Annotated in this window: 23 protein-coding genes; 3 read left to right on the top strand and 20 right to left on the bottom strand. The window is 54.8% G+C overall.

All coding sequences use genetic code 11. The annotated features are described in order from the left end of the window. Positions 1-4: 4 nt before the first annotated feature. Complete coding sequence (locus BW956_RS09880; RefSeq protein ID WP_244894348.1) at positions 5-2,080, bottom strand: TonB-dependent receptor family protein; 2,076 nt, start codon at positions 2,078-2,080, stop codon at positions 5-7. Between the two features lie 222 nt (positions 2,081-2,302). Continuing rightward, on the bottom strand, positions 2,303-2,959 hold the full coding sequence (locus BW956_RS09875) for a GntR family transcriptional regulator (RefSeq protein WP_076462593.1): 657 nt from the start codon (positions 2,957-2,959) through the stop codon (positions 2,303-2,305). 140 nt (positions 2,960-3,099) lie between these two features. Between BW956_RS09875 and BW956_RS09870 the strand changes: the two genes are divergently transcribed. Genes BW956_RS09870 through BW956_RS22630 form a run of 3 tightly spaced genes read left to right on the top strand, consistent with a single transcriptional unit; the run spans position 3,100 to position 5,521 of the window. Further along, entirely contained in the window at positions 3,100-4,038 is a 939-nt protein-coding gene (locus tag BW956_RS09870) for an ABC transporter substrate-binding protein (protein WP_244894347.1), read from the top strand. A gap of 8 nt (positions 4,039-4,046) precedes the next feature. After that, a complete protein-coding gene (locus BW956_RS09865) occupies positions 4,047-5,021 on the top strand; it encodes a FecCD family ABC transporter permease (protein WP_076462592.1) in 975 nt (324 codons plus the stop codon). After that, on the top strand, positions 5,018-5,521 hold the full coding sequence (locus BW956_RS22630; RefSeq protein WP_076462591.1) for an iron chelate uptake ABC transporter family permease subunit: 504 nt from the start codon (positions 5,018-5,020) through the stop codon (positions 5,519-5,521). Before BW956_RS09865 ends, BW956_RS22630 begins: the two co-directional genes overlap by 4 nt. Here the strand turns inward: BW956_RS22630 and BW956_RS22905 are convergent. The 18 genes from BW956_RS22905 to BW956_RS09765 form a co-directional block, all read right to left on the bottom strand. Next, positions 5,427-5,801: an SPRY domain-containing protein gene (locus BW956_RS22905; protein WP_420811650.1), complete on the bottom strand. Its 375-nt coding sequence runs from the start codon at positions 5,799-5,801 to the stop codon at positions 5,427-5,429. The two genes, BW956_RS22630 and BW956_RS22905, sit on opposite strands and share 95 nt — an antisense overlap. A 422-nt stretch (positions 5,802-6,223) precedes the next feature. Beyond that, positions 6,224-9,061 (bottom strand): phage tail protein, encoded by a 2,838-nt coding sequence (locus BW956_RS09850; protein WP_076462589.1) that lies wholly within the window; start codon positions 9,059-9,061, stop codon positions 6,224-6,226. 2 nt (positions 9,062-9,063) lie between these two features. Further along, complete coding sequence (locus tag BW956_RS09845) at positions 9,064-9,258, bottom strand: hypothetical protein (protein WP_076462588.1); 195 nt, start codon at positions 9,256-9,258, stop codon at positions 9,064-9,066. After that, positions 9,255-9,488, bottom strand: a complete 234-nt coding sequence (locus BW956_RS09840) for a hypothetical protein (protein WP_244894346.1) — start codon at positions 9,486-9,488, stop codon at positions 9,255-9,257. Before BW956_RS09840 ends, BW956_RS09845 begins: the two co-directional genes overlap by 4 nt. A 7-nt stretch (positions 9,489-9,495) precedes the next feature. Further along, positions 9,496-10,323 (bottom strand): phage BR0599 family protein, encoded by an 828-nt coding sequence (locus BW956_RS09835; RefSeq protein ID WP_076462587.1) that lies wholly within the window; start codon positions 10,321-10,323, stop codon positions 9,496-9,498. Continuing rightward, positions 10,320-11,528 (bottom strand): hypothetical protein, encoded by a 1,209-nt coding sequence (locus tag BW956_RS09830; RefSeq protein ID WP_076462586.1) that lies wholly within the window; start codon positions 11,526-11,528, stop codon positions 10,320-10,322. The genes BW956_RS09835 and BW956_RS09830 overlap by 4 nt, the downstream gene beginning before the upstream one ends. A gap of 1 nt (position 11,529) precedes the next feature. Continuing rightward, entirely contained in the window at positions 11,530-15,540 is a 4,011-nt protein-coding gene (locus BW956_RS09825; RefSeq protein WP_076462585.1) for a tape measure protein, read from the bottom strand. A 301-nt stretch (positions 15,541-15,841) separates the two neighbouring features. After that, positions 15,842-16,171, bottom strand: coding sequence for a hypothetical protein (locus BW956_RS09815; protein ID WP_076462583.1), 330 nt, complete (start codon positions 16,169-16,171; stop codon positions 15,842-15,844). Positions 16,172-16,331: 160 nt separating this feature from the next. Next, complete coding sequence (locus BW956_RS22435; RefSeq protein ID WP_076462582.1) at positions 16,332-16,844, bottom strand: DUF6631 family protein; 513 nt, start codon at positions 16,842-16,844, stop codon at positions 16,332-16,334. Further along, on the bottom strand, positions 16,844-17,599 hold the full coding sequence (locus BW956_RS09805) for a phage tail tube protein (RefSeq protein ID WP_076462581.1): 756 nt from the start codon (positions 17,597-17,599) through the stop codon (positions 16,844-16,846). Before BW956_RS09805 ends, BW956_RS22435 begins: the two co-directional genes overlap by 1 nt. Before the next feature lie 11 nt (positions 17,600-17,610). Continuing rightward, positions 17,611-17,811, bottom strand: coding sequence for a DUF7210 family protein (locus BW956_RS09800; RefSeq protein ID WP_076462580.1), 201 nt, complete (start codon positions 17,809-17,811; stop codon positions 17,611-17,613). Next, complete coding sequence (locus BW956_RS09795) at positions 17,808-18,260, bottom strand: phage tail terminator protein (protein WP_076462579.1); 453 nt, start codon at positions 18,258-18,260, stop codon at positions 17,808-17,810. Before BW956_RS09795 ends, BW956_RS09800 begins: the two co-directional genes overlap by 4 nt. Then, positions 18,257-18,760, bottom strand: coding sequence for a gp436 family protein (locus BW956_RS09790; protein WP_076462578.1), 504 nt, complete (start codon positions 18,758-18,760; stop codon positions 18,257-18,259). The genes BW956_RS09795 and BW956_RS09790 overlap by 4 nt, the downstream gene beginning before the upstream one ends. After that, positions 18,757-19,266, bottom strand: coding sequence for a hypothetical protein (locus tag BW956_RS22430; protein WP_175611991.1), 510 nt, complete (start codon positions 19,264-19,266; stop codon positions 18,757-18,759). Before BW956_RS22430 ends, BW956_RS09790 begins: the two co-directional genes overlap by 4 nt. Before the next feature lie 35 nt (positions 19,267-19,301). Then, complete coding sequence (locus BW956_RS09780; protein ID WP_076462577.1) at positions 19,302-20,204, bottom strand: Mu-like prophage major head subunit gpT family protein; 903 nt, start codon at positions 20,202-20,204, stop codon at positions 19,302-19,304. Between the two features lie 14 nt (positions 20,205-20,218). Continuing rightward, positions 20,219-20,626 (bottom strand): hypothetical protein, encoded by a 408-nt coding sequence (locus BW956_RS09775; protein ID WP_076462576.1) that lies wholly within the window; start codon positions 20,624-20,626, stop codon positions 20,219-20,221. Between the two features lie 11 nt (positions 20,627-20,637). Then, positions 20,638-21,696: a phage protease gene (locus tag BW956_RS09770; protein ID WP_083703005.1), complete on the bottom strand. Its 1,059-nt coding sequence runs from the start codon at positions 21,694-21,696 to the stop codon at positions 20,638-20,640. 283 nt (positions 21,697-21,979) lie between these two features. Further along, the gene (locus BW956_RS09765; protein WP_076462575.1) at positions 21,980-22,552 is read right to left on the bottom strand and encodes a phage virion morphogenesis protein; all 573 of its coding nucleotides are present in this window, start codon (positions 22,550-22,552) and stop codon (positions 21,980-21,982) included. Positions 22,553-22,625: the final 73 nt, after the last annotated feature.

Below are 22,625 nucleotides of genomic sequence, written 5' to 3'. Positions count from 1 at the left end.
GCCGTTAGAAGTCCAGCTGCGCACTCAAAATGAATGAGCGGCCAGGGCTCGGCAGTCGGCCCACCGGGCTGACATCTGCGCCGCGGAAGTAATATTCCTCATCCAGCAGGTTGTTGGCCGAGAAGGCCAGCTGCAGTTGCTTGTTGCTACCCAAGTTAACGTCGCAGGCAATGCGTGCATTGACGAGCGTGTAGCTGGGCAATTGGCCAGCGCTGCCGTTGTCTGTTTCCTGATGGGTATTGGCCGCATCGCTGAAGCTGTTGCTGACATAGGTTCCGGTCAGGCTGCCCTGCCATTGCTGATGGCTGTATACAGCTTCAGCGCCCCAGTGATGGCGAGGAGCGTTGGGGAAATCGTTACCCTGATTGGCACCGCTGCGCTGTTCGGTATCCAGGAATGTGTAGCTCAGGCCCAGTTGAAGCGAGTCATTGGCCTGCCAGTCGGCATCCAACTCAATCCCCTGCGAGCGTGACTCACCCAGGTTCAGGTAGGTGTTGCTCGCCTTGTCATACTGGATCAGATCTTCGTGATCGATAAGGAAGCCGGTAGCACCGACGGACAAGGCATGTGTTGCCTGTAGGCGTCCACCCAGTTCGTAGTTCCAGGCCAATTCGTTTCCAACTTCTCCCGGCTTGGTGACCTGGGCGGTTTGTACTGGCACTAAAGAGCGTTGTGCATTGGCAAACAAGAACAGCTTGGAGTTGGCTTGGTATCCAAGGGTCAAACCGGGCAGCCATTCGCTGACAGTATTGCGGTCTTCTGTACCGGAAATGCCGTCATTGTAGCTGGTCTTGACGTGCTCATATCGAATGCCTGGCGTTACTTCCAGTTGGCCACCAAGCAGGCTTAACGTGTCACTGGCATAGGCCGACCAGGCATCGGTTTCAAAATGCCAATCACGCACATTGCCATAATTGTTGCTGGATAGTTCCAGTCGGTTTACGTCGAAATCAACTTCTTCACGAATAAAGCGGGTACCCAGCGTCAGGGTGTGAATGCCCTGGCGCAATGTCAGTCTGGGCTCGCTGCCATAAACCGTAAACAGTCTTGGGGAGTCGGCAATATGGGTTGAGTCCAGAGATGGGTCCGCCCAGTTGTCACCAGTACCCAGGCGCTGGCCGAAGTAGAATGTGCGGTCGGCATCATGGGCAAAGTTGCGCCATTGAACTTCAACATCATCATTGGGGGTGTAAGTCCAGGTCAGAGTGCCGCGCAACATGTCCGCATTGTATGCATCGTATGGGCGTTGTGATTGGGTGGGGTCATCAGCGAAAGCTGAAGGACTCAGGGCGCCTGGCAGCTCGGCTTCAACATCATAGTATTGCAGTTGGGCTGCAATCTCATGGTTCAGGTTGGGTGTGTAACGCGCATCAAAAATGAAATTGCTGACATCGGTGTCGGAGTGATCACGGGCACCTTCTCCGTTTTGCAGGTTTACCTGCATCTGCAGGGCCAGTTGATCGCTGACGGCACCACCGGCACGGTAGTAGAAATCATTGAACAGGTTGCCGGTTTCCTCACTCACAGTAACCTGTTCGCGAACCGTCTGTGACAGTTCATGGGGAATGGCTCGGCTATGCAAGTTGATGACACCACCCAGGTTGTTGGGACCGTAATGTACGGCAGCGCCACCGCGAACGACATCAATGCTCTGGATGCTGGGGAAGGTGACCGGGAATAGAGATACGCCCACATTTGTGTAGGGGCCAATAGCAATGGGGTAGCCATCGACCAGAAATTGTACCCGCTCGCTACGAAGCGGGTTCATGCCACGCACACCGATGTTGGGCAGGATGCCGGTACCTGTTTCATCAAGGACCTGAAGGCCCGGGGTTGAGCGCAGCGCATCTTCCAGGTTCAGGGCGCCACGTTCATGCAGTTCCTCTTCGGTCAGAAGATCACGCGACCCTGGATAGATTTTGACTTCTTCTTCGGTCGCTTTACCGAGCCAGTCTGCGGTAATAACCATTGTCTGCTGTTCACTGGTATTGGCATGAGCCAGCGAAGAAAACGTGGCCAGCAGGCAGCTCGAATAGAGGGCTTTGCGGGCAAAACGCTGGGCGGCGGGTGTGTGCGACATCTTCATTTAACTGCGGTCCCGTGTTGAGTGAATGTGTCGGTATCAAGCAGTCAGAACCAGGCGCAGGCAGTTGAATGAGGGGTGTGCCGTCGTGGTAATGCGACTTAATACGATCTGGAGCGGGATCATAAATGCAAATTGGCGCCAATACAACAGAATGATAATAGTTATCACTAAGTTTATTGTATCGATCAGGGCAGGCGCTTGTGAGAGGGGCTGTTGTTAGCTGCTGAGGCTGTCATAGCCCTGCCGCCAGCGATTTAGATGGATATGAATCAGGGCCTGAAGGCGCACAAGGTTTTTATCTCGCAGGGCTTCGACCATGTCCAGGTGGTCCTGGGCACTGGCCTCCTGGGTGCTGCGCTTGGTCCAGCCGCGGTTGGCATTACCGACACCACGCTCTCGCAGCTCATCGACCATGCGCGATAGGTGAGGGTTTCGACAATAGTCATTAAAGCAGCGGTGAAATGCGAAATTGACTTTCATCATGCGCGGCCTGTCTTCGGCATTAAGAGCATCTCGAAATTCAAGCGCCAGTGATTCCAGGCGCTGCAGGCCGGGTGAATCCATGTTGGCAATAACACGTGCCGCGGCAGCGCACTCGATCAGCTCGCGTGCTTCAGTAATGGCAATACGTTCCTGCAGTGAGTGTTCGGTGACCCTGTAGCCCTTGTAGGGAACGTGTTGGAGGAAACCGTTACTGTGCAGTTCACTTAATGCTGAGCGGACGGTAAACCGATTGACGTTATAGCTGCGTTCTACATCAATCTGCTTGAGCCATTCACCGGGTTGGTAGGTGCCGGTGGCAATCGCTTGTTTGAGTTTTGCCACCAGTTCCTGCACGGCCTGGTCGGAAAGAGATTTACCTGTGTTGCTCATGCCACTCCCTGCAGTTGAACCCTTGTATTGAGCGGCGGGCGGGGCCAAGGCAATGATCACGAGAAATAGGGATCGATTTTGGCGCCAATTATGACATAATGCGCCGCTCAAATGTGAATGATTTCGATTAGGCTTTATTGATGCTATCCATTTTACCGCGAGTGCTGGGTTGCTGTCTTCTGTTGGTGTCGGCAGGCGCCGTGGCTGTAGAGGCCAGGGATGACCGAGGTGTCCTTGTAAAGCTTGCCGCACCTGCCGAGAGGGTCGCCAGTATTTCAACCTTTGGAGCGGATGTGTTGTTGGCGTTGGATATCAAGCCCGCTGCAGTCACACGATTTGGTCCATTCACACAAGCGGATTATCTGGCAGATGGGCTGACCGGCGTGCCCGTGATAGGCAGCCGCTCGCAGGTCAATATGGAGCTGTTATCTCAAGTTGATCCGGATCTTATTTTGGCTATTCGCCGTTATACGGAAATGGATTCAGAGCGTTTTGATGAGATTGCGGCCTATGCGGCACTGAACCTGGTCTCGCTTGATGACAGCCTCAGGGCGGTGACCCTGGCGGGCGAACTACTGGGCAAGCCTGAGCAGGCAATGGCTCTGAATAATCGTTTTTTACAGCGGCTCGACCAATATGAACGTAAAGCCCCTGGGGGGCTGACGGCCGCGCTTTTGGTTACCGGTGCTGAGGCGCCGTTCATATACTACGACCACTTTCTAACTGCCGAATTGCTGGAACGTTTGGGCGTGGAGAACCTGGGAGGAGCACTGGAACAGGCTGACCAGGGCTTGCCGCTTGGCTACCGCATGCGCTTGGAGGACCTGCTCAGGCAAGATCCGGATGTGATTTTTCTGTTTGCCTCCAACAAGGAGCGAGCCTTCACCCACAATCCTGTCTGGCCCTATCTGTCAGCCGTTCGCGAAGGGCGTGTATACGAAGTGGGTCAGCACTGGAAAGAAGCCGCCGGCCCAATCGCACGTGATTTGGTGCTTCAGGAGATGGCTCATCGTCTCTACCCGCAACTTTTCGACATGCCGTCTCTGCCAGAACATCTGCGCAGTCGCCCCTACCACTAGGCCGGCAGATGAAATTTAAAATCGCTGCCGGAGTGTTGGCAATTGCCCTGATGCTCCTGCTGTCTCTAATGCTGGGTGCGCAGGTGTTGATGCCCTTGGACCTTTGGCAGATTCTGCTGGGGCAGGGTGATCGGGTGCAGATAATTGTGCTTTGGGAATTGCGTTTGCCGCGTACACTGATTGCGCTGTTGGTCGGTGCGGCGCTGGCTACAGCGGGTGGCGTCATGCAAGGGGTGACTCGAAACCCGTTAGCCGCCCCGGACCTGACCGGTGTTGTCGCTGGATCAGCTTGTATGGTGGTCATACTGTCAACGTTGTTTTCAATGGATGCCGGTTGGTATCCGCTGGCAGGCATCAGTGGTGGGCTGCTGATTGGCGGTTTGACCTTTGCTCTGGCCTGGAAAAACGGTTTGATGCCAATACGAGTTGTTCTGGCCGGTGTTGCCATGAGTTCGGTGTGTGTAGCGGTGATGACCGGCTTGCTGGTGTTTTCCGGGGCTGAAGCGGGAGAGCTTTTTTTCTGGCTGGCCGGAGGCTTGAGTGGCCGTGGCTGGCAGCAGCTAAATTCTGTTCTTTGGTGGGCTATAGCGCCATTACTGCTGGTGCTTTTGCTGAGCCGTCACTACAGGTTGTTACTGCTGGATGATGCCATCGGCCGAAGTCTTGGCGCCAATGTCTCGGCGTGGCGCCTGGGTTTTATGGTACTGGCTGTGGTGATGACAGCTGCAACGGTCATCGTTGCCGGCCCCGTTGGGTTTGTTGGCCTTGTTGTGCCGCACATTACACGTCGATTTTTGTCTGCACAGTCCCTTTTTTGGTTGCCAATGAACGCACTGCTGGGCGCCTTGCTGTTGCTGGCCGCGGATGTGCTGGCACGCATGCCGCCGGTCGTGCAGGAGATACCTCTGGGCGTAATGACGGCTCTATTGGGAGGTCCCTGGCTGCTTAGCCTGATTCGCAGCGGCATGGGGAGGTCGGTATGAAAACAAAGATTTTGATGCCGCTATGGGCCGGCTTGTTTTTATTCTTCTTGGCGCTGGCTGTCGTGCAGGCCTTAAGTCTGGCTTTGGGTGCAACCTCTATTTCCATACCGGAAGTGTTGTCGGTGTTGGCTGGTGAGGGGAGTGAGCACGCGCGCAGAGTAATATGGGAGTTGCGCCTGCCTCGTGCACTGCTGGCTGTGCTGGTTGGGATGCACCTTGCCGTGTCGGGATACCTGCTACAAACGCTGAGCCGAAACCCGCTTGCCGATGCGGGTGTGCTCGGGATCAGTGCAGGGGCCAGCCTTGCTGCTGTGTTGATTGTAGCGCCGCGCGAAAATTGGAACCGGTTTGCGCGAAAATTGGAACCAAAAACATTTTCAATATCGCCAACTGAATTTCAAAGTTTTAAGCAAAACCTGTCGGCGGGGGGTACGAATAGGCTGCCTGTCCGAAGTTCAATTGCAGAGACTCGCCTGAGTGATATGTGCACCCGACTATGAGGTAAGGGCCGGTTATGTAGTTGCTGATAGTGATACCACCAGTGTCACCTGTAGGGTCTCCGTCCTGCCATACACCGTTCACTGAAAACCACATGGTGTCCGCATCAAAGTCAATTGCCAAGCCGATTACATCTCCAGGGCCGGCGGTTGCGAGTCCTGAAGTTACAGTGGTGTCGCACCAATACCCGCCTACTTGTCCGTAGTAAACCAAGCATCGCGTATCGTCCAAGTCGCTACTTGAGGCGGAGAAACCCGCCGTAGGACTAGCCAACCCTAGCATAACGTTCTGGTTCGAAAGGCTGGGGCAGACGCCTTCAACATATACTTTGCCCGTGCTGTAGGAGAAGGAGGATTGAGCCCCAAAAAATGAGTTGGTGGTACTGGTGACCGTCCTATTTGAGTCACTTAGTGATACGCGTGAAGCGGAAATAGCTGCGGGGTCAAAGCTATCAGAAGTCGTGGACGCGGCTTGTATGCTGACTTCCTCGCTGACCCGCTCCGCAGCCCCCCGATAAGCACTCACCCTGTAATAGTAAAGCGTGCCAGTTACCACGGTGTCATCTATATAGGACGTTACGTTCTCTCCGAGAGACGCTAGGGGTGTAGGCAGATTCAGAGGGTCCAAGGGAGACGTTGAACGGTAAACCCGGTGGCCTTCCTCGGCAATATTGTTCTCTTCCCAGTCCAGTCGAATGCTCATATCTACGCGCCTACATTTACAGCTGTTAGGTTGAAGGGTGCTTCAAAGACGGAAACCTGAGTTTCATAAGGCTGCAAGCAATCTAGCCCACCCCGGACGGAGTAAAGCCGAATATGCAAATACTGTGTACCTGCCGGGGGTACATCGATTGTCAAGTCTATAGTTTCGGTCGAAACAGTACCGAGGTCTCTATCTATATAGGATGCTTGAAGTATGTTGTTTTCGGCATCAACTGCATCGACTTCCACACGATACGTGGTGCCGGCTTCAGGGCCGTAGTCAGATTCAATGAACCAATGGACCGATAGATTTGATTGTAAAACCCGATCACGATGATTCCAGGTCAGCACAATTTGATTGCTGCTGATTTCAATAGGGGTGAATCCGTAAACTCCATCGACTTTCACATTCGCGGGAGGGTAAGGAAGGTGTACGCGACTGGCTATATCCACATGGTGGTACGTGTACGGTCCTTGGTAATCCTCTCTCCCTGTAGAAGGGAGAGCATACGCACTGGCAGATTCCCCTGTAGCAAACTCTTCGGTTGAGTACGTATAGTCCTCATTGAAGAGATATAGAGCGGTGCCTGCAGATATTTCCCTGGGACTGGTGTCAGCGGTCCCTCGATCCAAAAAAACCAGGGTGTCACCGGGGTCCAAATCGGTAGCTAACACTGCTATTTCTCGCGCAGAATCCGCCGCATTACCAATCAATACGAACTCGCCAGCAGAATGTGACTCTACCCCAGAGAACGGCTCAATCGATACATCCGTTTCTATCGGAGAGGCAGTTGTAGTTACAAAAGCAACCTCTGCAAAGTCACCAACAATGGCCTCGTCTTCCTGTGTCAAAGGGTTGGCACCGGTAGGATATATAAACAGCTCGTAGTTGATATGATTCACTGCGGTTGGTTCAGATCCGACGAATGCAGCATAGCCAATACCTTCAGGTACATCCGATACGTAGCTGTCACCAAGCCTGCGCACAAGATGAACATACGGAAGCTCAAAGGCTGTTTGCTGGGGGAAGTTTTCTGCAGTGCCGATCGGGTCTGTCCAACCAGAAGCTGGGGGCTGGGTGAAAATGGAATACTCAGTGCCAAACACGTCTTCGCCAAACTCCAACGCTATCTCCCCATTGAGTGCGCCGTTGTCTTTTCGCTTCGCCACCCTGCAGATCATGGCATCAACACCATAATCAGGGTCGTTAAGGATGAATACATCGCCTGGCTTTAGGTCTGCGACTGTTCGGTTGGTTGTCACGGCTCCCCGAGCAAATGGTCGGCTGTTCGCTGCCAAGTCACGCTGGGCCACCATAGATGCAACAGTGTCGTTGGTGATTCCAGGATACTCATATGTTTGGTTGATGATCGTGCCCGCCATGGTGATTGCGGCAGTATCCTGAACAGTGATGGCTGCATCGTTATCATCCGCTACCTTGTGGTACTTTACCGTTACCTGGTTTGTCAGTTCTGAGAGCGCAGGTATTTCAAATTTGGTGATCTTCGAGTTGCTTCTATCCAGTACCGGCAAGGTGCCGATATCGTAGTCACCACGGATAAGCTTGAGTTCCTGCAAACCTGTTTCAGGGTCTTCATAGCGAACGGCATCGATGTGACGCAGCACCTCGCTCACAAACTCTTCCACAGGTGCTTCTTCTGACCACAAAAATGACAGCCCGAGTCCTTCATCGAACAGTTGATCTGCTGCAATTGCAAAGGATGGCCCGATCTCTGACTCCGGTAAGCCTCGGCCCCATACGCCGTCAGTCAAACATTCGCGGATGATATGCGCTGGATTCATGTCTGAGTAGGAGGTATCGACGGTTGCCCATATTTGCAAGTCCCTAAACGAAGAGCTGCCACCTCCGTTTCCAGTGTTCTCCATACCAAAAACAATTGAATTGAAGCCTACGGCGGCATAAGGAACGTTTTCAGCTCGATCCAACTCCAAGCCGTCGCTTCGCAAAATTACTGTCTGGGAGTTTCCACCTTCATCCACCATGCTTTCAATTTCATACCATTTCCCAACCTCAGGGGGACCACTTAAAAGAGGAATACTCGCTGCAGCGTAGTTAGCGCCTATGGTAATTCTCTGCAGTGAGTCGTAATACAGTTGCCGGGAAGGAATGAGATTAATAGGGCCTATAGTTACCTGGCCTGCATCGTCAGTCCCTATGCTGTTAACCCTGAATTGAACCCTGAATCCGAGCAATGCATCGTAAGGGCCTACAGGCTTGGAAATGATAGAAGTTTCATGCCCGGTGACCGGAATGATGTTAAGGATACCGCCTTGAGTATCAAAGGCAGACCAAGTTCCGCTGTTGAGGGAAAACTCCTGAAGTGAATTCAGTGAGTCTGAGTAAGAAAGATCTGTATTTGAGTCGGTATACGCTCCAATCGCTGCCTTCTCGTCATACCACTGCGCACTCCCATCCCCACGGGTATGAATACGCTGCGCCGTAAACTTCCAGGGCTTCAGGTACGGGTTCACGCCCAGGTAACACTGGCGCAGCACTACAGAGGTCACGCCACGGTAAGCCGAGAGCAGTGCCGAGCCGATCTTATCCAGGAGGTACTCGTTTCGTGCCTGGTCAGGGTGGCCTGACAGGAGGTCGATATCGCCGGCGATACCGCCTTCGCGCTTCTCACCGCCGAACAGCTTTGGCTTGTTGATGGTGATACGTGTCGGCGCGGCCGTGCTGGCGTCGGCTTCGCCCAGCCAGGCCTCATTGCCGCCAACTTCGATCCGCACAACCTTGTCGATCGGCCCATGGCACAGCACGAAGTGCACGCCCAGGTAATACTTGTAGCCCGTAGTAACCTTACCCCCGCTACCCATCGTTAAGCCTCCTGCTCAGCTTTATCAGCGGCTGCGATGGCCATGGGGCAGCCCGTCGCACGCACCTCAGAAATAGGCACACCCTCGCGGAAACGGCGGATGTCGATATCGTGCTGATCACACCAACGCTTCACGCTGGCAGCGCAGTATTTCAAGGCGCGCAGGTGCTTGAATGTCACGACGGGCTCAGTCTTCATTTACCTGTCTTCTCCTTGATTGCCTTGGTTCTGAGGTCGCCGTACCAGGTGACGGATGCGCCTTTGATGTTCCGGGTACCGAACAGGACAGGGATGCTTTCGCCTTCCTGGACGGTTGGGATGTTGGAGATCTCTTCCGGGTTAATCTTCGGCTGTGAGGGCTTGGGCGTCAGGATGTAGCTGACCGCCATCATGGCCAAGGTGATTACAAACTGAATCCACAGTCCCATGGTTCACCTACACAATTGAATTGATGTTGTTGCCGTCGAAGGGGCCGTCTGTCGGGATGAAATCAAACCCGCCGTAGTTCTCGACGTTGTTGAACTTGTCCTTGCACGTGGCTGCGGATCGATCACAACCTGGATAAAGAGACACTGCTGTCCCCGCATCCAAGCCAACGATCGGGCGGTTGACCTTCACCTGGTCACCGGTATGTTGAATGATCAGACGCATCACGCCTCCGATCGCCAAGATGCCGCCATTGAAGTAGCCATCAGCATGGCCCGCTGCGGCCGGTAGTGTGAGCAAGGTGCGATTACTGACGGCAGACACCACATCAGGTACTTCATAAGTCGCCCGATCGAGGCCACAACCTGGGCCATAGTGGCAGTGGCGACAGTGGCGCTGGTACCGGGCACGGACACCGGTGCGCTTCAGTGAGGTAGCAATGCGCTCACATGCGACCTCAGACGTTGGATGTTCCCAGCTCACGGCAACCACCCGGCCAGACCAAATGCTCAGACGCTGCTGCGCCGGGTCATCCAGCTGCACGGCGCGGATCTTCACCGTGACCGTTTTCTCCGGGGGTTGGATGCGGTAGAGGTCTGCCAGTGGGTTGATACGCGGCAGGCTCAGTTTCAGGGTGTTGCCGTCATCCGGGTTACCATCATCACTGAAGCTGTCACGCTCAATCGCGATTGAGGTATAGGTGTCGGTACCGATCGTGATGTCATGGTCGGCACTGGTGAACAGGATGATATCGGCAGGGTTATCGCTGTAGCGGAACTCATAGAGTTCAGCCGGGCGGCTGCCATAACCTGTGGCTGAATACTCAGAATGACTCACACCACGTCCTCCACGGTTTTCACGGCAAAGGTGATCTTGGCCACTTCATCAGTGACCCAGCTAATTTCCATGCGATCGCTGGCCAGCCTGCAGGTGTTAACCAGGCAGGCCTGCACACACTCCCAAGGGTTGTAAGCCTCGCCCCAGCTTTCGGCCGTGGTGATAACAGTGACACCTAACTCGAAGTCAGGGGCCACAGCCTGGATCTCGTAATACGCCTGGTTGCCACTATGGAGGCGTAGCATCAGATGGGTGTAGGTCGGGTTATCCAGCAGGTAGAGACCTAGCGCGGTGCCCGGCACTTCAAAGGTGGCACCCGGTGATGCCGGTGCTTCCAGACCCAAGTCGACCCACGTGGGCATCAAGAACGGCACCTGGCGGCCACGGCAGCGGTCGAAAAATGCGAACCACCAATCAACCTCATCGCTGGTTTCAGTCAGAACCTCACACTTGCGGGTTTGGGATGCCAGGTCACCATCGGTTTCATAAGCAGTCGGACCGATATCGGCATCGATCAACACCGGCTCCCAGTCATACCCTACGTCCAGTGAGTTGACCCAGTTGATGGGATGGGTCAGCACCTCCAAAGCTCCGATCATCAGATCAAATGTCAGCTCAGGCTCAACCGGTGCACGTGCATCCACCAGGCAATTGAAATTCATGTTGGCTCTGAGCACGCCAGATGTGATGTAACGGCCGCTATTCCCTTTATGCAGCTGAGCCGCTTCCGTTGGATACACATGGCTATGTGCTGGCCAATCGGCCTCAAGCACATCGGTCAGAGTCACCGACAGGCGATCGCCAGAAACAGTATCAACCTGCTGGGCTTCGGGCTCAGCACCCTCGCGATGCAGTACCAGGTAATCACCTGATCGAAGCTCATACGACACCGGGGCCGCGAACTGGAGTGTATTGCCGCCGGCTGATACGGCAGTCGTCAAACGACGCGGCCGCTGCCACATCGGCAATAACCAGCGGTGAGGCTGCAATCCTGTCATCAGGTAATCAAAGTTGGACGCTTCGGTGCCTTCCAGGAGCACATCAAATGAAAGACTTTTACGCGGTTTGGAACGCAGTGCACGGCGTTGTTCCTTACCATCTCGGCTACGCATGATGTCTGTTTTGTACTCGCGGCCCTCTGTAATGGAATCAGTCCAGCTGGCCGGATACGGGAAAATGGCGGCGATGTTTTCGGGTAGCGGCATATCAGCTCTCCAGGATCGCGCGGAAGCTGCTCTTTTCCGCCTTAACGATGTTCTTGATCTGACGTACAGCCGTAGGCGTCGACAGCGCTGTTTGCGCCATATCATCCGGGTCGATGGCATTGATGACCTGAATCGTGTCGCGGGTACGCCCGGCAGCTTGTGAAGGTGGTGTGGCCAGGGTAGCGGCCGATACAGCACCGCCGTCGGCATAGCCCTGGAAGCGCTGGAGTGCGTCCATACCATCACGGCGGAACGCTTCCATGAACGCCATCGCGCCAGGCTCACGCATACGTTCCTGGGGTTGCACGTACTCACCGGCATGCACAATACCCGCTGGCTGATATTTGCTGCCGGGGCCTGTGTAGCCACCCTCGGCAAATGCCTGACTTGCCATGCCGCTGGTCACCGCCATAGTGGAGACAATGGCGGCGTTGGCGCTGGTCGCGTTAGCACCGGAGGTTGCCAGGGATGCGAGGGCTGCAGCTGGTGACCAGGCACTGGAAACTTGGCCGGCCGCAACCACCTGCTTGGCAACACTGGCAGTTAATGACGCATCAGCCAGTGTTCGGTTGATCATCCACTGAATGCCCAGTTTGATCAGTGCCCGGAGCATATCAACGGCAACCGTGCGTGCGACTTCACCCAGGGTTTCGCGCAGGCTTTTACCTTCAATGGCAGCACGGGCAAGGCCATCGGCCAGACCGTCCACCCAGCCGCCCATGCCTCGACCCAAGATATCGGCCAAACCTGACGCCATCGTGGTGAAGTCGTCCAGTACATGGCCCAGGGCTTCGACCCAGACAGTCTCATTGTTGCCAAAGCCCAGCGTGTTCAGTAGCTCTGCGGATTCAACGTTCAGGCGTGCAATCTGGTTGTTGTAATACTCAGCCGTCAGGGCGCCTGACTCAAAAGCCGAGTTCAGTGCATACAAGCGGCCAGCCATACCCAACAAAGCACCATTGGTCTCTTCCCATAGGCGGCGCAGCTCACCGGCAAACTTCTCCAGGAAGTCCATCTGACGGTCGAACCCCGGCATACCTTCAACCAGAGCACGAATGCTTTCACGTTGCTGATAGGCTTCGCCGGCTGCCTGGTTGCTCTCTAGCTGGGCACGCAGTCGAGTGGCGGCAGCCTCATCCTCACGCAGATCGATACCCTCACGCAGCAGCTGGTTGGTCAGCTGAATCATCTGGGCTTCGATCTCACGCTCTTTCTGGGGGAGCTTGAGCAGGCGCGCCTGGTCCTGAATCTGGCGGTTTATCTGGCGCATGGGGTCGATCTGGTTGAGGTAGCCTTCCTTGGCCTTTACCAGCTCACGGTTGTACTGCGCCTGGGTAATCACACCCCGAGACAGAAGACGATCGGCAGCCGACTGAGCAGCGTTGTACCGGGTCTGCAGGCCGATTGTTTCGTTATAGATGCGGTCCATTTCAGACTGCACCTGGTTGGCCTGGCGGATCAGTGAAATTTTCTGCTGCAGGGCTGCAGCTTCTTGCTGGCTCAACGTGATCTTGTTGCCCAGCAGCTGCTCTTCAATGCGGTCAAACTGCACCTGGGCTTCACGCTCAGGCTTGAGCATATAAAGGCGCGCCAACTGGTTATCCAGCTCGGTATTCACCTTCGACATGCGATCAGCACGGCTCAAGTCATCTTCGCTGGTACCGCGCGATTCACGTAGAGCATCATTGGCAGTCGCCAGTGCCAGGATGTTTTGAGCCAGATCCGAATTGACGTCGATCTGATTTTTACGGAGGAAGGCTAAGGCTTGTTCGCGAGCACTTAAGTCTTGTAAACCTTCAAACTGACGCTGGAGCGTACTCAAGTACTGATCTGCTGCTTTCAAAGCATCAGCGGATGGACCGATTGCGGCCAGGCTCTGAGCAGAGTCACCGGTGCCGTCTAATGCCCCCTTAAGCTCATTCAGTCGACCAGTCAGGTCAGCTGCTTTTCGACCATCTTTGATCAGGGCTTCCATGAGCCCAAGCATCTTTGTTTTGGTCTGTTCTGAGAGGTCCCCCGAACTTTCTACAGCCTCCCCCAGCTGGTCAAAATCTACCTGTATGCCCTGAGCAGCTTTTGCTGCTGCTTGGCGCACCTCCAGTAGTAACGCTTTGGTTTCGGTCGACCAACCAGTTGCCTGAACACCCCGTCCAGATGAGCCCAACCAACCGCCCGCATCACCATCAGGAGTTGCCAACTGGGCCAATTCTTGAGCCGATTTTGTCCGCTCATTCTGAATTTGCTCAATGCCAGTCGCCATACTTTTTAGCGCCTGGTTCTGCTCCAGTTTGGAAATCTTTTCCAGTTTGGCGAGCGTTTTATCCAAGGGTGCCTGGAGGTCTTCCAGCGCCCGTTCCACTCGTTGAGTAGCCGCTTCAGCATCAGCGCCAAAATCAATGAACGATGTAGCTAATAAACCAACCGCTACAGCTATCCCAAAAGGACCACCCAAGGCAGCGGCAACACTGGCACCTGCCGCCTTCAATCGATTCAGAGTGGAAAGGAATAGGCTATTCGCAATACGTGCCTGCGTGGCTGCTGCTGTGCTGGCATGGGTCGCTTGCGTGAGGGTAGCAGTTGCTGCCGCAGCCCTGCCTGTTGCAACCGTCCGAGCTTCCAAAGCCGCATCCAGGCGCACTTGTGCTGCGGCATGAGCATTGGCTGCTTGTGTGGCTTTTGCTTCAAGAGCGGCTTGAGTCCCCAAACCTCGGGCTGCTTGCGCCTGCGCAGCAGCACGTTTCGCTTCAGCAGCGGTTGCCTGCACATCAGCTTGTGCACTCACTACAGCAGCTTTTGATCTTTCCAATTCAGCGACTGCAGCGCGATTGGCCGAGACAGCCACCCCTTCAAGTGATTTAGCATGATCAGCAACCGCCAGAGTATTGGCGCGCGTCTTGGCGATATTATCCAGAGTGGATTCAGATAAACCTTTAAGTGCAGCTGCGCCTCGTGCAACTGATAGTATGAGTGCCACTTGCAAAGCCACACCCAATATATCCAGCCCCTCCGTAAGCCGGTCGACCCCATCCGCCAGCAGTGTGATGCCATCTGCCAAACCTTCACTGGAGCCAGCTTCGGTGCTCAGTGTGCCGACCAAACGAGTTAGTGCCTCATGCAGCTCAGTAGCCGATTGAGAGACCTGTTTTACACGGGTCCCAAACTGCTGAGTCACTCCCTCAGCTGCCGATTCCAATGCCTGAACCAGCACGTCGGTCGTCAACTGACCCGCATTCGCCATTTCTCGAAGCTGGCCAATATTTTTACCCAAGCCATCAGCCAATGCCTGAGCAAGACCCGGCGCTTGTTCCATGACTGAATTGAATTCTTCACCACGCAAGACTCCTGATGCCAGTGCCTGCCCGAATTGGACCATGGCGGCTTCCGCACTGGCCGCAGAACCACCGGATATTGCAACGGCCTGACTTACTGTTAGCGTCAGTGCAGCGGTCTGCTCTTGGGTAATATTTAATCGATCAGCGTTTTGCGCGAAACGCTGATAAATAGCCGCCGTCGAATCAAGTTGCTGGCTGGTGGAGCGTGCTACACCATATACATCCTGAGTAACTTGTCCCAACTCTTCTTGGGTATCAGTCACCAGGCGCAGGCGGTTTTGAAAGGCGGTCCAGGCATCAGCTGTAGTGATGATTTGGTTAAGACCGAACCCAGCCGCAACGGTTAAAGTGGCCGCTTTGACCGACGCAGCCAAGGAAGTGAACCCACCGCCAACCTGGCGATTTGCCTGCGTCATTTGATGAGCAGACAAAGTAGCTTGATCTAAGGCCGCATCATAACGCCGAGTACTGGTAGCGGCATTTGCGGTTTGGCGCGCAGTACTGGCAGTAGCAGCTCCAAGGGTACCAATACCTCTGGCAGCATTAGAACTGGCGCCACCAGCACTGCCAGCGGTGGCAACTGTTTTATCCAGAGCTTCTTCCAGCTGGCTTACCTGCTGGATTGCCTGCTGGAGGTCTGCCTTGATTTTGAGTGCGAGTTCGAGGTTTTTGTCGGCCATAGTCCATCACCTGGTTATAGGGTGATGGTGGCACTGGTCACGCGGGGAGTAATTTGAACGAGGGCAAAAAGGAGTCAGCCACTCCACATGGCACTAAAGAATCTTTTAGTAGCAGCTTTCAGGCAGCGAAGCCGTGAGTACTTGAACTCACCATTCACCCTAAAGCGCCGACAATATCGATACACTTCAACTGCCTTGATCACAGACGCCGTAATTATATATCCAATGAGAGCACCAGCTTTCCAGAGAATAAACGCCCAGAAAACGATGCCGCTTACATAAAAAAAACCTACGGTATACATCAGAAACCCTTTTTGAATCCACCACACACCGGCAGGAAATCCAGCATGTATTCCATCTGGTTTTGACGCTCTGCAAAGTATCGGTGCTTCTCATACTCTGGCGTTTTTACGTACTCGACCAGCAGACGGTGCATTTCTAATGCTTCCTCTTCACTGAACCACTTCTCACCCATATAGCCATCATGCTCATATTTAATGGTGCCTCTATCGGTATATTCACAACCAATAACTTGAGATACCGGCGTTTCTACGCAGAACGCGTTCCAGAAACCGTTAGGGAATCCATATACACCGGCTTTGGGGTTCTTCGGTTCAATGTCAAATGCCATTGTAATCACCTTTAATATTTACAAGCCCTTTAGCTTCACTGCCTCAACTCCTTCAGCAGCTTCTTAGCCTCATCACCGCCACAGGTTGCCAGATTGGTATCCACAAGCCTGTCGGCGCGCCTGCGTCGATGTAGACGCAAGGCGGCATTGTGGTGAAGGATTAATTGTCGTTCGGTGTAGCGTCCGATTCGGTCGACGTCATGGCCGCAGTCGATGAGGTCGGCGTAGATGTCGGCCCATCTGAGTGTCGGTTTGCTTTTCGCTGCGCTTCCATGAGTTCCGTGATCGCGCGAGTTTGAAGCGCGCGAACGAAAAAAGGGCCATTCACACCCCACCAGGTCATCAACAAGTTCTGACCATCGCTATCGCCGAGTTGATGAACCCACTCCAGTTCCACGTCTGCTGAAATGGCAACCAGCTGCAGCACTGCATCAACATGCTCACCCACGGCCATCAGGACCGCTTCAGTTGATAGGTCGCCTGCCTTGAATACCTGGTTGAGGGATTCGATAAAGGGCTGTGCGATCGGGCGGATCTTAAGCCCTTCCACAAACCCGTATTCACGGACTGTGATTACTTCGCCCTGAATTGTCAGCTCACGTTCTGGGTTGAGAACCTCCAGGTCATCCTGGTGGTCCTCATCCTGCTGGGGCTTCTCGATCCGCTTTGCCATTAGACGGCCTCCGGCATCCGCAGTCGACCATAACCACCCAACTGAGGATCAACCTCGTTATTGGGGTCGTTCAACAGAGTACCGCTGACTTCCAGGCCACTCAGGGTGGTAGCGTGAAAATCAATTTCATTGGCCATGTTGAACTTGGCACGGTAGAACTCCATGCGCGCATGATCTTCGGCACCGTCGACAGTGTTTTCGGCCACAACAATCAGATAACGCACGATAGAGCGCTCTGTTGCGACAGCAATGTCCTTGCGAGCGCCGTAATCGTAATCAGCATTGAACGGCTGAACCAGTGCTGCCGGGTCCAGGATCTCAATAACGCCACCCTTGGCATCGTCAATCCGGTAGTGGGTGCCTTCAGTCAGGGCCACAGGGGTCGCATCGCTGTCTTCCAGTGCCAGGCTACTGAGATCAACATGCTCCAGAGCAATGTAGTCGCCAGCAGCCAAGTCAGCCGGCAAGGCTTCACCGGTCACACTTGCAGCGGCCACATCGGTTACTGAGCCACCCAGACCGATCGCAAAGTTTTCGGGCGTGCCATGGTTGAACGTAATGGTGAACGTGCCTTCAACACCGGTTTGCATCGTTGCGCTGGTACGACGAGTACCGGAGTATGACTCCTGGCGCTTCTCCTCGTTTGCCGTGAACTGTGCCTTTACCAGGGCATCACCCACCCAGCGAGCCGCTAGGGGTTTGCCGTTCACATTTTCAGCCAGGAGCACTTTGCCCTGCAGTGAAAAGTCTTTCATTGGTTACCCCCTTAGCCCTTGGCTTTAGTGGTGGTCGCCTTAGCCGGTTCAGGGCTGTTTGCGGCGATGATTTCACGGTCGATCAGGAATTTCCGCTGGGAGGCAGTTACCTTGATCTTCGCGTCCTTTTGCAGCTTCTGGCCGTTGTGGGTGTGCTCCTTCAGCAGGGTCACTTCAACGGTTGCCGGTACCGGCTTCTTGGGGATGCTCATGCAGTGCCTCCGAGATAGTGGGTTGTGGTAAATACATCGATCCAGAGCAGCGTGTTGGCGTCGTACTCCATAACGTCACCCTGTATCCAGGTAATCGGTTGCAATGGTTTTTCAGGTACCCAACCGATCAGGGCCGTACGAACGGCACCAATTAGCGGGCGTGCATCCCGCAACGCATCAGCCCCTGAACGGCTGCGGTAATTGCGGGAAGCGGTGATCACACCAAAGGTACACACCGCCTGAGGGCGTCCCCGTTGGCGACTGCCTGCGGGGCTGTTGGGGTCATTCGGATTCATTTCCTTGGCCAGTACCACATAGGCACTACCATGGCGAAAATCACGAATGGATTTAACCGCCGCATATTCAGCAGCACCTTCGACACACTGAAGAGCATCCACCTGTTCTATCAGGCGGGTTTCAATCGGGAGGGTGTCGAATGGCTCGTTCATACCAGGCCCCGTCCAAATACACGACCATCAGACATGAACTGCACATCCAGATCGGCACCATTAGATTGAGTGGGATCATCCGCACCCAAACTGAATTTGCCATCGGCGGTCAGCTGCAGCAGCTTCATAGCGTCCTGGTAGTCACGCACGATCGGGTCATCCTTGCTGTCGCCAATCCGGTCTTTGTGCAACATGTAGCGCACGATCACACGAGCCCAGGTATTCACAATGGGAGGCACTGAAGTAAGGGGCAGATAGCCACGGCGAGACAAGAAACCATCAATCACTGATTTGGCATCAACCATGGCGTCTTCAATCGCACTCAGGGCTTCATCTGCAACCTCAATGTCCTCAATGCTCCAGGCACTTCGATCCGCACCGGTCAGCGTTGCTTCCATCAGTTCTGAATCAACGATGGATTCATGCTCAGGAGTCGCGACCTGGGCCAGCTCTCTGACACCCGGCCGCTTGGCGAGCTGTTCATGGGTGATATAGCTCATTGAGAAGCCTGCTCATCTGAAAAAGTCATGCGCTCAACGACCAGATTCGGGTCCTTTTCCAAGATCTCCAGCTGCCCGTCCTCAAGGACATCCAGTGCAATACCGAAGCCTTCACGAGTGAAACGTACGCCACAGCGTCGAAAGCTGGGTTTAACTGATCGAACCCAAATGCCTTCAATCTCATCCCGGTCATGGCTGGCCGTGTCCGCCTCAGCCTCACCTTGGTCCGGTGAGCCTTCGGACTTGGTGGTATCCGCTGCGTCATCACCTGGCGCTGGAGAGGCCGGCGCATCCTGCGCCTGTTCATTGGTATCCATTGTTGCCTGCTCACCCTGAGCGTGATCTCCATCCTTTCCGGACTCGACTTCCGGCGGGACCGCCTCCGCCGCTGCGTCCGTCTCCGGCGCATCCTTGGCCGGGTTCTCTTCGCTGGGTTTTGGGGCTGCAGTCTTGGCATCGGTTTTGGCGGCCGGTTTGCTGCGTTGTGTGCGTTTAGGGGCTGTCATTAATCAGTCCTCCTGTCCTACCAGGCAGGCGCCGCTTACGCGGTCGCCAACCAGGGGTTAACAATCAGCTGAGAAGTGTTGGCCCATTCGTTGGTTTCACCACCAGCGGCCAACAGGTTCTGCACCACCTTGCGGGCAGCGCCTTCCATGGTGGACGGCACCATGGTGTGGGTGTGCCGCAATGCCAGCGGGCGTGCGTAATCACCCTTCATCGCCTGCAGACGTTCACGGGCGGCCTTGTAATTGGCCGCATTGAGTTCCTGCTTGGAACGCACCGCCAACATCCACAGCCCCGGTCCCGCATTCACACGCGCATCGGTACCGAAAAGGAACTTGTCCTTCATGAACACTTCGCTGTCGTTCAGGTTGGTGATGGAACGGAAGTCATAATCACGACGCTTCTGGAACACCATCGGCTTGATCGCACGGCTCAGGTCCATCACATACCAGGCATCACCAGAACCGCCCATATCGTTGCTGACGGAAACCTCTTTACCATCCGCATCCAGCACCGGGTGATCGGTATCGAACAGGGGCTGACCATCAAAACAATCAGGGTTATTTTCCAAAACCTCTACGGCCAGCTCATTGGGATGCTCGCGACTGGAGCGACCGAACTCGTTAAACACCGGGCCATAAAGGCCATAGGTGTCATCTTCGATGGCATCACGCTCAACGCCCTCGGTGAGTTCGAATTTGCGGTTTTTAATGCTGAAGTCACCGCCTTCCAGGGAATGGATGACACGATCGCCCAGCCATTCACGCATGCGCGGCAACGATTTCAGGAAGGGGTACACTTCCACGGCTGTGGTTGACGGCACAACTGTACAAAACAGCTGGAACAGAGCACCGTCATCACCCAGGGAATCAAAACCCTGCTGGAAGTGAGTTTTGTACGCTTTGAAAAGCGCGTTCAAATTTGCAGATGTCAGATCCATCGTTATTTCCTCGGTTAGCCGATTTCAACCCAGACGCCGAGATCATCGACATCCACAATTTTCCCCGCCGCACTGCGAGTGCCGGTCCCATCGGTAGCCGCCACTGTTTGGTCGTCCACAATGTAAGCCGTGCCACCAATATCAGTGCGATCGATAGTGTCGGTACCATCGTTCACAAAGCGGTGTGTTCCCGCTTCAGTCTCGACGGTCTTATCAGCCGCAGCGCCATTGCTGTTATCAACGGTTGCCTGCGCAACGCCACGCGCAGTCAAGCCGGTTGCCGTTGTCCCCTTGGCGGCATTTCCGCTGGCATCCAACACAACCAATGCACCGGCAAAAATCACCGCCGAAGCCGCTACCGGGTCACTGAAACGCTTGCTCAAGCGGGTTGGGGTATTACGTTCTTTAGTTAGCGCAGTCACGGATCACCTCCTCACTGGGCCTGGTCTGAGTTGGCAGCACGGTATGCATCCAGGGAAAGTCCCATGTTTTTGCATACCGCCACTTCTGCATCGGTGGCTTGATCCTGATTATCAGGCTCAGGCTCCTTGCCTCGGGTTTGAGTCGCCCCCTTCAAGGCGGCAATGGATGGCGCGTCCTGCAAATGGTTTTTACAGGCTGCAAGACCTTGCTTTTTGAGCCAGTCGGCTGTTGCCTGACCAGGAATACGACCATCTGCCAAGCCTTCCTTGATGAGCGCATCCAACTCAGCGGTTTCACTACCAGACTTGAGGGCAGCCAACTGTTCCTGGGCTTCATTGAGTACAGCCACAGGCACGAACTGAGAAGGGTCGGGCTGGGCACCGGCTTTGAGAGCAGCGACTTTATCTTCAACCGCTTCGTCCTCTTTCATGTCCAGAGCCTTGCGAACCTGTTCAACCATGCTGGCGGAGGCAGTCAGAGCCTCTATGGCCTGTTCGATTTGCTCATCGGTGGCACTGTCTTCCAGCCCAAGTGCCTTGAGCAATTTCGCTTTATCCATACTGTCCTCCTCGGGTTCGATGGATTCGGTTGCGGCCATGCGAGCTGCCGCCAGAGCGGGTACAGCAGTATCAATAGCCGGGGTGTTAGTCAGGGCGATATGCAGGATGTCCAGCGGCTCGCCGTTTTTGTCATAAGGGAAAACGGGGGAAAGGTAGCGATACTCATCCGCTTCGATCGCTTGCTTTGCTGCAGCGGTCCATTTCACTTGGCCATAGAGACCATCGTCACGCCACACCAGGGTCTTAGGATCGACCCAGCCAGCAGCAGGAGCCGGCTTGCCGTTTTGGTCGGCCAGCAGCGTTTGATGTTCGTAGTCAATGGCAATATCGGTACTGCGAGCGGCTGCCAGTGACATGATCTGCCGCGCACGCTCTTCGGTCAGACTCCAAGGCCCCGAGCCTGCCAATGCTCCACGAGGAGCTTCGAAGCGTCCCCCCGGCATCAATCGCACCACATCGGTATTGGAAGTGACCTGCAATGCGCAGGCGGCGATCAGTTGAGTTTTCATTTCATGGCTCTTCTCGGTTCTGAATTGAAGATTTCAAACAGGGTTCTGTTGCTGTTCGATCTCAGACTAAGAGCCAGCGGAGCGGGTGTAATTTGAACGGGGGCAAAACTTGTTCTGGAAGGATTTCGGAGGCAAAGCGGGAAATGCAGGCAAGGACAGGCAAGCAATCCTTTTTATAAAAGCGGAAATGGGCCTGTGGCGGCGTTTTCAGGTGCGGGTGGCAGTGGTTGTAGCCCTGAGCACCTCTCAGGGGCTTAGAGAGGCGCTCAGAGCCTTGGCAAATTTATCGACCTGAAGTGGCCTTGGCGAGGTAGTCACGCGCCAGAGCCAACAAATCACGATCATCCTCATCACTGGTGCCCAACCAGGGGCGTGCAGGTATCTCGGTGGTATGTGCGCCCACCTTCGCATCTTGCGCAAAGTCAGACCGGCCCGATTTCACAAAGCGATTCCCAACGGAGCCATCCCGGTTACGTTTGAAGTACAGGGTGGTGTCACGTGCCTGGTGCTGGATCTGTGCGCCAAAGTGCTGCACGGCTCCGTAAGCCCTGTCGGTACCGAATGCCAAACCGTCGTCATCGATCACACCGCGCAACGTGTTCATCAGATAGCCACGCAGTACCAGGATCTTGTCAGAGTTCTGTCGCTTGCGCTTACGGTACCGAGGCGAGAGCGGTGCCCAGGGTGTTCCGTCGGGCGCCTTCTGTTCACTGAAGCGCTTGCGGTGTATGCGCGTCAGGTGCTCGCGAATATTGGCCAATAGCGGCCTGGGATTTTCCAGCGCTTCTACTGCTGTGCTGAGGGAGCTGCTGGCAGACTGGTTGTTCAGGTTGATCTCTATGTGCGCACCGGCCATGGTTTTCTCCTATAATCGGGGTAACCGCGATGGATACGCCCCCGGCAATTGGGCCGCCAAACATCGCGGGGCC

The organism is Marinobacterium stanieri (assembly GCF_900155945.1).
In the GTDB taxonomy this organism is placed as follows: Bacteria; Pseudomonadota; Gammaproteobacteria; order Pseudomonadales; family Balneatricaceae; genus Marinobacterium; species Marinobacterium stanieri.
This window is presented reverse-complemented; position numbering and strand designations above follow the sequence as displayed.

Bases quoted from the DNA above. Each gene is read 5' to 3' on its own strand.
- BW956_RS09780 (WP_076462577.1), bottom strand. From the start codon at position 20,204: ATGGATCTGACATCTGCAAATTTGAACGCGCTTTTCAAAGCGTACAAA.
- BW956_RS09825 (WP_076462585.1), bottom strand. From the start codon at position 15,540: ATGGCCGACAAAAACCTCGAACTCGCACTCAAAATCAAGGCAGACCTC.
- BW956_RS09875 (WP_076462593.1), bottom strand. From the start codon at position 2,959: ATGAGCAACACAGGTAAATCTCTTTCCGACCAGGCCGTGCAGGAACTG.
- BW956_RS22905 (WP_420811650.1), bottom strand. From the start codon at position 5,801: ATGCTAGGGTTGGCTAGTCCTACGGCGGGTTTCTCCGCCTCAAGTAGC.
- BW956_RS09865 (WP_076462592.1), top strand. From the start codon at position 4,047: ATGAAATTTAAAATCGCTGCCGGAGTGTTGGCAATTGCCCTGATGCTC.
- BW956_RS09800 (WP_076462580.1), bottom strand. From the start codon at position 17,811: ATGAGCATCCCCAAGAAGCCGGTACCGGCAACCGTTGAAGTGACCCTG.
- BW956_RS22630 (WP_076462591.1), top strand. From the start codon at position 5,018: ATGAAAACAAAGATTTTGATGCCGCTATGGGCCGGCTTGTTTTTATTC.
- BW956_RS09805 (WP_076462581.1), bottom strand. From the start codon at position 17,599: ATGAAAGACTTTTCACTGCAGGGCAAAGTGCTCCTGGCTGAAAATGTG.
- BW956_RS09880 (WP_244894348.1), bottom strand. From the start codon at position 2,080: ATGTCGCACACACCCGCCGCCCAGCGTTTTGCCCGCAAAGCCCTCTAT.
- BW956_RS09870 (WP_244894347.1), top strand. From the start codon at position 3,100: ATGCTATCCATTTTACCGCGAGTGCTGGGTTGCTGTCTTCTGTTGGTG.
- BW956_RS22430 (WP_175611991.1), bottom strand. From the start codon at position 19,266: ATGACAGCCCCTAAACGCACACAACGCAGCAAACCGGCCGCCAAAACC.
- BW956_RS09850 (WP_076462589.1), bottom strand. From the start codon at position 9,061: ATGGGTAGCGGGGGTAAGGTTACTACGGGCTACAAGTATTACCTGGGC.
- BW956_RS09830 (WP_076462586.1), bottom strand. From the start codon at position 11,528: ATGCCGCTACCCGAAAACATCGCCGCCATTTTCCCGTATCCGGCCAGC.
- BW956_RS09795 (WP_076462579.1), bottom strand. From the start codon at position 18,260: ATGAACGAGCCATTCGACACCCTCCCGATTGAAACCCGCCTGATAGAA.
- BW956_RS09845 (WP_076462588.1), bottom strand. From the start codon at position 9,258: ATGAAGACTGAGCCCGTCGTGACATTCAAGCACCTGCGCGCCTTGAAA.
- BW956_RS09815 (WP_076462583.1), bottom strand. From the start codon at position 16,171: ATGGCATTTGACATTGAACCGAAGAACCCCAAAGCCGGTGTATATGGA.
- BW956_RS22435 (WP_076462582.1), bottom strand. From the start codon at position 16,844: ATGGCAAAGCGGATCGAGAAGCCCCAGCAGGATGAGGACCACCAGGAT.
- BW956_RS09770 (WP_083703005.1), bottom strand. From the start codon at position 21,696: ATGAAAACTCAACTGATCGCCGCCTGCGCATTGCAGGTCACTTCCAAT.
- BW956_RS09840 (WP_244894346.1), bottom strand. From the start codon at position 9,488: ATGGGACTGTGGATTCAGTTTGTAATCACCTTGGCCATGATGGCGGTC.
- BW956_RS09765 (WP_076462575.1), bottom strand. From the start codon at position 22,552: ATGGCCGGTGCGCACATAGAGATCAACCTGAACAACCAGTCTGCCAGC.
- BW956_RS09790 (WP_076462578.1), bottom strand. From the start codon at position 18,760: ATGAGCTATATCACCCATGAACAGCTCGCCAAGCGGCCGGGTGTCAGA.